Origin of the sequence: Anabaenopsis sp. FSS-46, from assembly GCF_029891665.1 — a bacterium.
Classification (GTDB): Bacteria; Cyanobacteriota; Cyanobacteriia; order Cyanobacteriales; family Nostocaceae; genus Anabaenopsis; species Anabaenopsis arnoldii.
The window spans coordinates 1-7,282 of the sequence record NZ_JANQDG010000110.1; the positions used below are offsets into that span (position 1 = coordinate 1).

Consider the following 7,282-nt stretch of genomic DNA (forward strand, 5'->3'; position numbering starts at 1 on the left):
ACTATTCCCTATCCCCTATCCCCTATTCCCTATTCCCTACTCACTATTCCCTACTCACTATTCCCTGTTCCCTGTTCCCTGTTCCCTGTTCCCTTAAAACCATAATGATGATGTCCTAACCAATATGTCCGTTGCTATAAATTTCCAATTATCGAAATCCTTTCGAGAACCTCAAGAAATATGTGGGTAACGCATTAGACCTTCAGGGCAGGGTTTAATCCTTTTGACTCCCCAGAATCGCAATTGTGAAGGTAATTGAAATTACAGAAAAATTAAATCCCCCGCTGCAAAAATTCTGGACAAATTCTCAATTGATTGCACAAAGGAGCAATTATGGACTACATGGCTTATTCACATATGTTTATGGCCAACGAAGAAGCAAATGAGGATCATGTTCCTAACTTTCAGTTTGAGTGGAAAAAACTCTTCATGCCTTCTGGAGTGGTTACAGCTACAGAATATAATTTCTCCGAGAAGCAATTATACGGGCTAAATTTTCTTAAATCTTCTGCTTGGTTATTTTTAGCTGGGCTTAGTATATTTTTTGGTACAGTCAGCCACGCTCACACATCTGCAAGATCATACGTCAGTACTAACGGCAGTTGTCTGAGTGTCCGTGAACAGCCTAGCGTCAACTCTCGAATTGTAGACTGTCTTCCCAATGGTACGGAAATCAGGGATGGGCAAATTATCAATGGTTTTTCTAAGCTGTCTCGCAATAGATTTGTTTCTGCGAGATGGATTAGCAGAACACCAAATTATCGTCGTCGTAACACTCATATTACTAGTCGTGGTGTTGGTAGCTCAGTTAGTCTGAGGTTTGGATCTCGTAGTTCATCTGTGAGAGAAGTTCAAAGAGCTTTAGGTGTTCAACCTACGGGATATTATGGACCTGTCACTACTCGCGCAGTCCGACAATTTCAGGCTCGGAATAACTTACCTGTTGACGGTATTGTTGGTCCCCAAACTCGTAGGGTTTTATTTGGGAATACTTACAGAAGTTCTCAGGGGAGAGGAGTTAATCTGAGATTAGGATCTCGAGGCGCATCTGTCAGAGAAGTTCAAAGAGCTTTAGGTGTTCAACCCACGGGATATTATGGCCCGGTAACTGCTCGCGCAGTTCGGCAATTTCAGTCTCGCAATAACTTACCTATTGATGGTATGGTCGGTTCTCAAACTCGCAGGGCTTTATTGGGGCGTTAATTCAAAATAATTTTGCACAATTTCTAAGATGCGTTCGGCTGCGTGACCGTCTCCATAAGGATTGATGGCGTTGGCCATTGCGTCATAGACCTTGGGGTTACTTAGTAAGTCTGCGGCTGCTTGAACAATTTTCTGCGCTGTGGTTCCTACAAGTTTGGCTGTACCAGCAGTTACAGCCTCTGGCCTTTCTGTAGTCTCTCGCAGAACCAATACTGGTTTTCCCAGGCTTGGGGCTTCTTCTTGCAAACCACCAGAGTCAGTTAACAAGAAATGCGATCGCCCAATTGCCCCCACTAGTTCGGCATAATCTAAAGGTTCAATTAAAAAGATGCGGGGATGATTCCCTAATAGTCCTTGTAATGGTTCTCGCACTGTGGGGTTACGGTGCAATGGTAACACCAAGGCTGTATCAGGAAACTTATCTAATATCTGTAAAAATGCTTGGGCGATCGCTTGTAATGGTTCTCCCCAGTTTTCCCGCCGATGAACTGTTGCTAGCAAGGTACGATATGAATTCCAATTTAAACCCGGTACATTACAGGCGGGTTTAGTTGCAGCTACATTTAATAGTGCATCAATAACAGTGTTACCTGTGATGTGAATTGTTCCCAAAACGCCAGAACGTTGCAAGTTCTCCGCCGCCCAGGGAGTAGGCGCAAAATGTAACTGGGTGAGTTGAGAAATCAGCCGCCGATTCCCTTCTTCTGGATATGGATTCCATAACTCGTCAGTTCTTAACCCAGCTTCTACATGAGCAACGGGGATTTTTTGGTAAAATGCTGCCAAAGCAGCGGCAAAAGCTGTCGTAGTGTCTCCCTGAACTATGACTAATTCCGGCTGACTTTTGTGAAATAATTTTTCTAATCCCTGTAAGCTGCGACAAGTAATATCATTTAAGGTTTGCTGGGGCTGCATAATTTCTAAATCATCATCAGCCTTCAGGTTGAATAACTGCATCACTTGCTCTACCATCTCGCGATGCTGTCCAGTTAAAATTACCTGTAAGTCAAATTTTGGCGAATTTTGAAATACTTCAATGACAGGAGCCAGTTTAATCGCCTCCGGACGTGTACCTAAAATAATGCCAACTTTCTTTTTAATAGTCATTTTTGCAGAATATATCATTACCTGATCACTACAAACTATAGCAATCCTATATTCAAGATCGAGAAATTAAACATGAAAAAACCCGGCTTAACCGGGCAGATGCTCTGTTTGTCGAATTGATCAGAACGAACTATACCTCAATTTCACACGTTAAAGGACAAGCAGCGTATACAGAAGAGGTCTGTATTTGCTCTCCTTCTCCATGTAACCAGCTCAACCACTTGACTTGATTGGGGTGTACACCTTTAACAGTCAACACGCCAGCAGCGATCATTACTCCCAGGACGTTCAACATAATTAAACCGCCTGATACCAGCAAAACCGCACTAACAGGCATTACAGATTGCAAGACAATTGACAATAAGCATCCGACCGTAGCCATTAAAAAGACTAATGGAAAACCGACAACCAACAAGCATACTGCCAATGTGAACGTCCAAATCAAAAAACTTTTGATCATCAAGGAGTAGGTCTTTCCTAGATTAGAGCCTTTAGCCGAAACCATGACTTTTCCTCCCAAAAATATACAGCAAGGTTTTCATTTCAGTCATATATCGTTTTTAACGACTTAACTGAATTGTTCAATTGAAGTTTAAGTATATAGAATGCTTTTCATAAGATGAGCATTTATTTACTAAACTTTACACTTCATTTTTGATAAAGATGAGTGTAAGCTCAATTTCCCTCGTGATTTGCCACCTAGTTTCTGGCCTCTATCTTCGGGAATACTTCAGAATATGACTTGGCTATGCCAGTTTTTTCCCAGTTTTAAATTCAGTCTTACTTAACATTTCTTATCAAGGTTACTACTAATTCTCATAATTCTCATAAAAGACTGAAAAGCTCCTCAGTGTTGCCGGCTGCAAACGCAACCGGCAAATCTAACGTGGATTTAGCTAAATATTATTGAGTATTGAAAATAACTAAAAAAGCGATAGATTATACGGTATTTTGTGCAGCAGCTATATATGAGCCAAAAAATCAGAAAAATATATAAAATGACTGGGGGTTATTGCTTTTGATCAAGTCACATGGTTTCTGTGGGGATAACTTTAGGTAGAATACAGGGTAAAAACAATCTTGTAAGTTTTGTTCTCCCTCAACCCTGTAACTAAATTGATCACTGATAAACTATCAAAACCGCAATTGTTTAAAGGTATTGCCCTTTTTACACCAGGAGGGGATTTAATTTACTGCATCGACCCTAACAAGCAGGGGCGATGGCATTTACATTTATGTGCGGCTTTGCAGGAAATCTTGGACTTACCAGAACCGCCACATTTTTTAGTGCCTTGCTATACTGCAACTATTGACCAGTGGTTAGATCCACATACTCACCAAGTCAGAACATTTGCTGAAGCCTATCCATCTGTTATGCGACATCAGGCTCTACTGAATGCCATTTTTGGCACGGATTTAGTTTGGCAAACAGCACCTTGGCAAGAGGGATTGTGCGATCATATGGTCTTAGCAACTTATCGCTCCACCTTTCCCCAACTTTGGCAAGACCATGATTTAATAGTCAATTTGGACTCCTCCCAAGCTCAAGTACAGTCTGATATACCTATGAACCTTACACAAAGCTTACAGTTACAAGCAGAATGTTATGTTTTGCGGCTGTTTGTGGCTGGACATAGTTTGAACACACAACGCATTCTTCAGAATCTCCATGGACTTTTGGAGCGATCGCTGGGGTATCCTTACACCATGAAAGTGATTGATGTTTTAACCAATCCAGAACAGGCGGAAATTGATCAAGTTTCTGCCACACCCACTCTGGTTAAGGTTTGGCCGCAACCAATTCGGCGCATTGTTGGGGATATAGATAATGTAGACAAACTGTTACAGATGTTAGGCGCTACAGATAAACAATATTAACACTAAAAAAACATTTTCACTCATCTAACTAAAAGAGGACATCCCGACCGTCGAAAGAGCCACATCTGGAGTGGAGACAGCAAAGAGTTTATTTGTCAGGGTGGGTTAACAGGTATGGTATAATTGATTGTTAAGCAGCATATTAGTCAACTCGCCTCCACTGCTAGAATCAACGATGAATGTGTGTTGACACAGGGGAGTGTGAATATCTGGTGTTTTTCAGGAAGCACCAAGTAGATAACTACGCCACGAGCAGAAAGATAGAAATAATTCCCAGGGATTAAATTGATGCAGCAAACTGTAGATTGGTGTCCAGTTAATCAGGGTCAAGTTGTTTCCGTTCGCGGGAGTATTATTGATATTCTATTTTCTCAACAGCTTCCCGATGTTTATACCCAGTTGTTAGCGGGGGAAAATTACAGCGTGGTCATAGAGGTGATGAGTCACATTGACGATCAGACCGTGCGCGGAATTGCTTTGACACCAACATCAGGTTTAGCCCGGGGTTCTTTGGTAACCAATACGGGACATCCCCTACAGGTTCCAGTGGGAAAACGACTGCTGGGGAGAGTGTTCAATGTCTTTGGCCAGACAATTGATCGCAAACAAGAGATATCCGGCGGAGAATGGCGATCGCTTCATCAGTCCCCTGTACCCCTAATTGAGCAGTCAACAAATTCAGAAATTTTGGAAACTGGGATTAAAGCTATTGATATTCTCGCACCTTTAGAACGAGGTGGGAAGGCAGGATTATTTGGCGGTGCAGGTGTGGGTAAAACTGTCTTGATTACTGAGATGATTCACAACATAGTCAGGGAGTATCACGGAATTAGTCTGTTTTGTGGAATTGGTGAACGAAGCAGGGAAGCAGAAGAACTCTATCGAGAGATGCAAGAGGCTGGGGTATTAGAGAATACTGTCATGATTTTTGGTCAGATGAATGAACCCCCCGGGGCGAGATTTCGTGTAGGACAAGCAGCGCTGACCATGGCTGAATATTTCCGCGATGATCTTAAACAAGATGTGTTCTTATTGATTGATAATATTTTTCGGTTTATCCAAGCGGGACAAGAAGTTTCCGGTTTAATGGGGCGCATCCCCTCCCGGGTTGGTTACCAACCCACCCTAGAAACAGAACTAGCTCAATTACAAGAACGCATCGCCAACACCCCCAGCGCCGCCATTACCTCCGTACAAGCTGTATATGTTCCCGCAGATGATTTTACTGACCCCGCAGCAGTGCACACCTTTGGTCATTTATCAGCATCACTTGTGCTGTCTCGTAAACGTGCTAGTGAGGGATTTTATCCAGCAGTTGACCCCTTAAAGTCCAACTCGAAAATGCTGACACCGCCAATAGTGGGAAACCACCACTACCAGATAGCTCAAGCTGTGAGACAAACCTTAGCAAACTACGAAGACCTTAAAGATATTATCGCCATTTTAGGCATAGAAGAACTTTCAGCTAGTGATCGCCAAACAGTCAACCGCGCCAGACGACTAGAAAGATTTTTAACTCAACCTTTCTTCAGTACAGAACAGTTTACAGGGAAACAAGGCAAACTAGTCAGTTTAGAAGCTGCACTTGCAGGATGCGATCGCATTCTCAATGATGAATTTTATGATCATCCAGAGCGCTCACTTTACATGATTGGTACAGTTGATGAATTAAGAAATAATTAATAATTAATTATTTCTTAACTAACTTGTTATCTACTCTGGCTTTGTGTACTTAGTGGTTTATTATCCCATATAATAAGTATGAAAATAAAAATCCTCCTCCCTACACAGATTCTTTTAGAAGAACCAGCAGCCAAAATCAACGCCGAAGCTGAAAACGGCGCTTTTGGCATACTACCAAATCATATAGACTTTGTAACTGCCCTAGTCCCCAGTATATTATCCTTTGTAACACCACAAGGGCAAGAAAATTTTCTGGCTGTAGATCAAGGAATTTTAGTCAAATGTGGTAACCAAGTCCTGATATCAACTAGACAAGCCATCAGAGGTAATAATTTAGAAACATTACAACAAACAGTAGAAACAGAATTTAAAAAATTGAATGAAAAACAAAAAATGGCGCGTTCCGCCGCAGCTAAATTAGAAATTAGTTTTATGCGTGGTCTTGTAAAAGTAGGAAGTGCAAACAGTGAAGCACCCACATAAATCATTACCAAAAAAACGCCATAAATCAGACAGAGAATTTCAACAGCAGATTAAAATAAAATTAGCCCGGAAGCTGGCAGCGCAAAGACAAAAAGACGAAAGTATATGGTTTAATCTAGGTATGATCGGTCTTGTGGGATGGTCGATCACCATTCCCACATTACTTGGTATTGCCCTAGGCATTTGGATTGATAAAACATGGACTAGCCAATACTCCTGGACATTAATGATGCTATTTATAGGGCTGATACTCGGCTGTCTCAACGCCTGGTTCTGGGTACAACAGGAAAGCACAAATCAATAGAGATAGAAAAAAATTAACTAACATCATGAACAATATTTTATATCTATTCATCGCCTTACCATTGGGATTTACCTTGGGAATTTTCTATTTTGTGAGTTTATGGTTAACCGTAAGACAAATACCCACAACCCAATGGCCATTTCGGTTAATTGTCGGTAGTTTATTTGGTCGCCTCAGTATCACTATACTCGGATTATATCTGATTATGGATGGAAACTGGCAACGAGTCCTAATTGCCCTATTAGGGTTCTTACTCTCACGTATCATCTTCATGCATTTTTGGCAACAAAAACAGGAATCTAACTATGGAAATTAGTCCTGATAATCTAATTTTTTGGCAGTGGAAATTCATCAAGATTAATGCCACCATTGCATTTACTTGGCTGGTAATGATTCTCTTAGTTGTGGTATCTTGGATGATCACTCGTAACCTAAAAGTGAAACCACCAATTTCACCTTGGCAAAACTGCCTAGAAATAATTATATAGGACTTACGCATTGACAGAATAACAAAATAGTGCATTGATAAATAAGGGTCGTCTAGTAATGGGTATGGGAGAATGAGAGAAATTACTAAACCCTCGACAGCACAATGCAATCTAGACATCTACACCTTATTTTTGC

Annotated in this window: 9 protein-coding genes; 7 read left to right on the forward strand and 2 right to left on the reverse strand. The window is 41.2% G+C overall.

Annotation, left to right across the window (positions count from 1 at the left end; genetic code table 11):
* Positions 1-342 precede the first annotated feature (342 nt).
* Complete coding sequence (locus NWP21_RS12765) at positions 343-1,203, forward strand: peptidoglycan-binding protein (protein ID WP_280793010.1); 861 nt, start codon at positions 343-345, stop codon at positions 1,201-1,203.
* On the opposite strand, the gene wecB is transcribed toward NWP21_RS12765, so the two are convergent.
* Positions 1,189-2,310 (reverse strand): UDP-N-acetylglucosamine 2-epimerase (non-hydrolyzing), encoded by a 1,122-nt coding sequence (wecB, locus tag NWP21_RS12770; RefSeq protein ID WP_280793011.1) that lies wholly within the window; start codon positions 2,308-2,310, stop codon positions 1,189-1,191. The two genes, NWP21_RS12765 and wecB, sit on opposite strands and share 15 nt — an antisense overlap.
* Before the next feature lie 130 nt (positions 2,311-2,440).
* On the reverse strand, positions 2,441-2,815 hold the full coding sequence (locus NWP21_RS12775) for a hypothetical protein (RefSeq protein WP_271732526.1): 375 nt from the start codon (positions 2,813-2,815) through the stop codon (positions 2,441-2,443).
* Positions 2,816-3,426: 611 nt separating this feature from the next.
* Between NWP21_RS12775 and NWP21_RS12780 the strand changes: the two genes are divergently transcribed.
* From NWP21_RS12780 to NWP21_RS12805, 6 genes are all read left to right on the forward strand, one after another.
* Complete coding sequence (locus NWP21_RS12780; protein ID WP_271732527.1) at positions 3,427-4,188, forward strand: circadian clock KaiB family protein; 762 nt, start codon at positions 3,427-3,429, stop codon at positions 4,186-4,188.
* A gap of 288 nt (positions 4,189-4,476) precedes the next feature.
* On the forward strand, positions 4,477-5,871 hold the full coding sequence (gene atpD / locus NWP21_RS12785; protein WP_280793012.1) for a F0F1 ATP synthase subunit beta: 1,395 nt from the start codon (positions 4,477-4,479) through the stop codon (positions 5,869-5,871).
* A gap of 78 nt (positions 5,872-5,949) precedes the next feature.
* Positions 5,950-6,354 carry a F0F1 ATP synthase subunit epsilon gene (locus NWP21_RS12790; protein ID WP_280793013.1) on the forward strand — a complete coding sequence of 135 codons (405 nt, stop codon included), beginning with the start codon at positions 5,950-5,952 and terminating at the stop codon, positions 6,352-6,354.
* A complete protein-coding gene (locus NWP21_RS12795; RefSeq protein WP_280793014.1) occupies positions 6,338-6,658 on the forward strand; it encodes an AtpZ/AtpI family protein in 321 nt (106 codons plus the stop codon). The genes NWP21_RS12790 and NWP21_RS12795 overlap by 17 nt, the downstream gene beginning before the upstream one ends.
* A 25-nt stretch (positions 6,659-6,683) precedes the next feature.
* On the forward strand, positions 6,684-6,974 hold the full coding sequence (locus NWP21_RS12800) for an ATP synthase subunit I (RefSeq protein WP_271732531.1): 291 nt from the start codon (positions 6,684-6,686) through the stop codon (positions 6,972-6,974).
* Positions 6,964-7,146, forward strand: a complete 183-nt coding sequence (locus NWP21_RS12805) for a hypothetical protein (RefSeq protein ID WP_280793015.1) — start codon at positions 6,964-6,966, stop codon at positions 7,144-7,146. The genes NWP21_RS12800 and NWP21_RS12805 overlap by 11 nt, the downstream gene beginning before the upstream one ends.
* Positions 7,147-7,282: the final 136 nt, after the last annotated feature.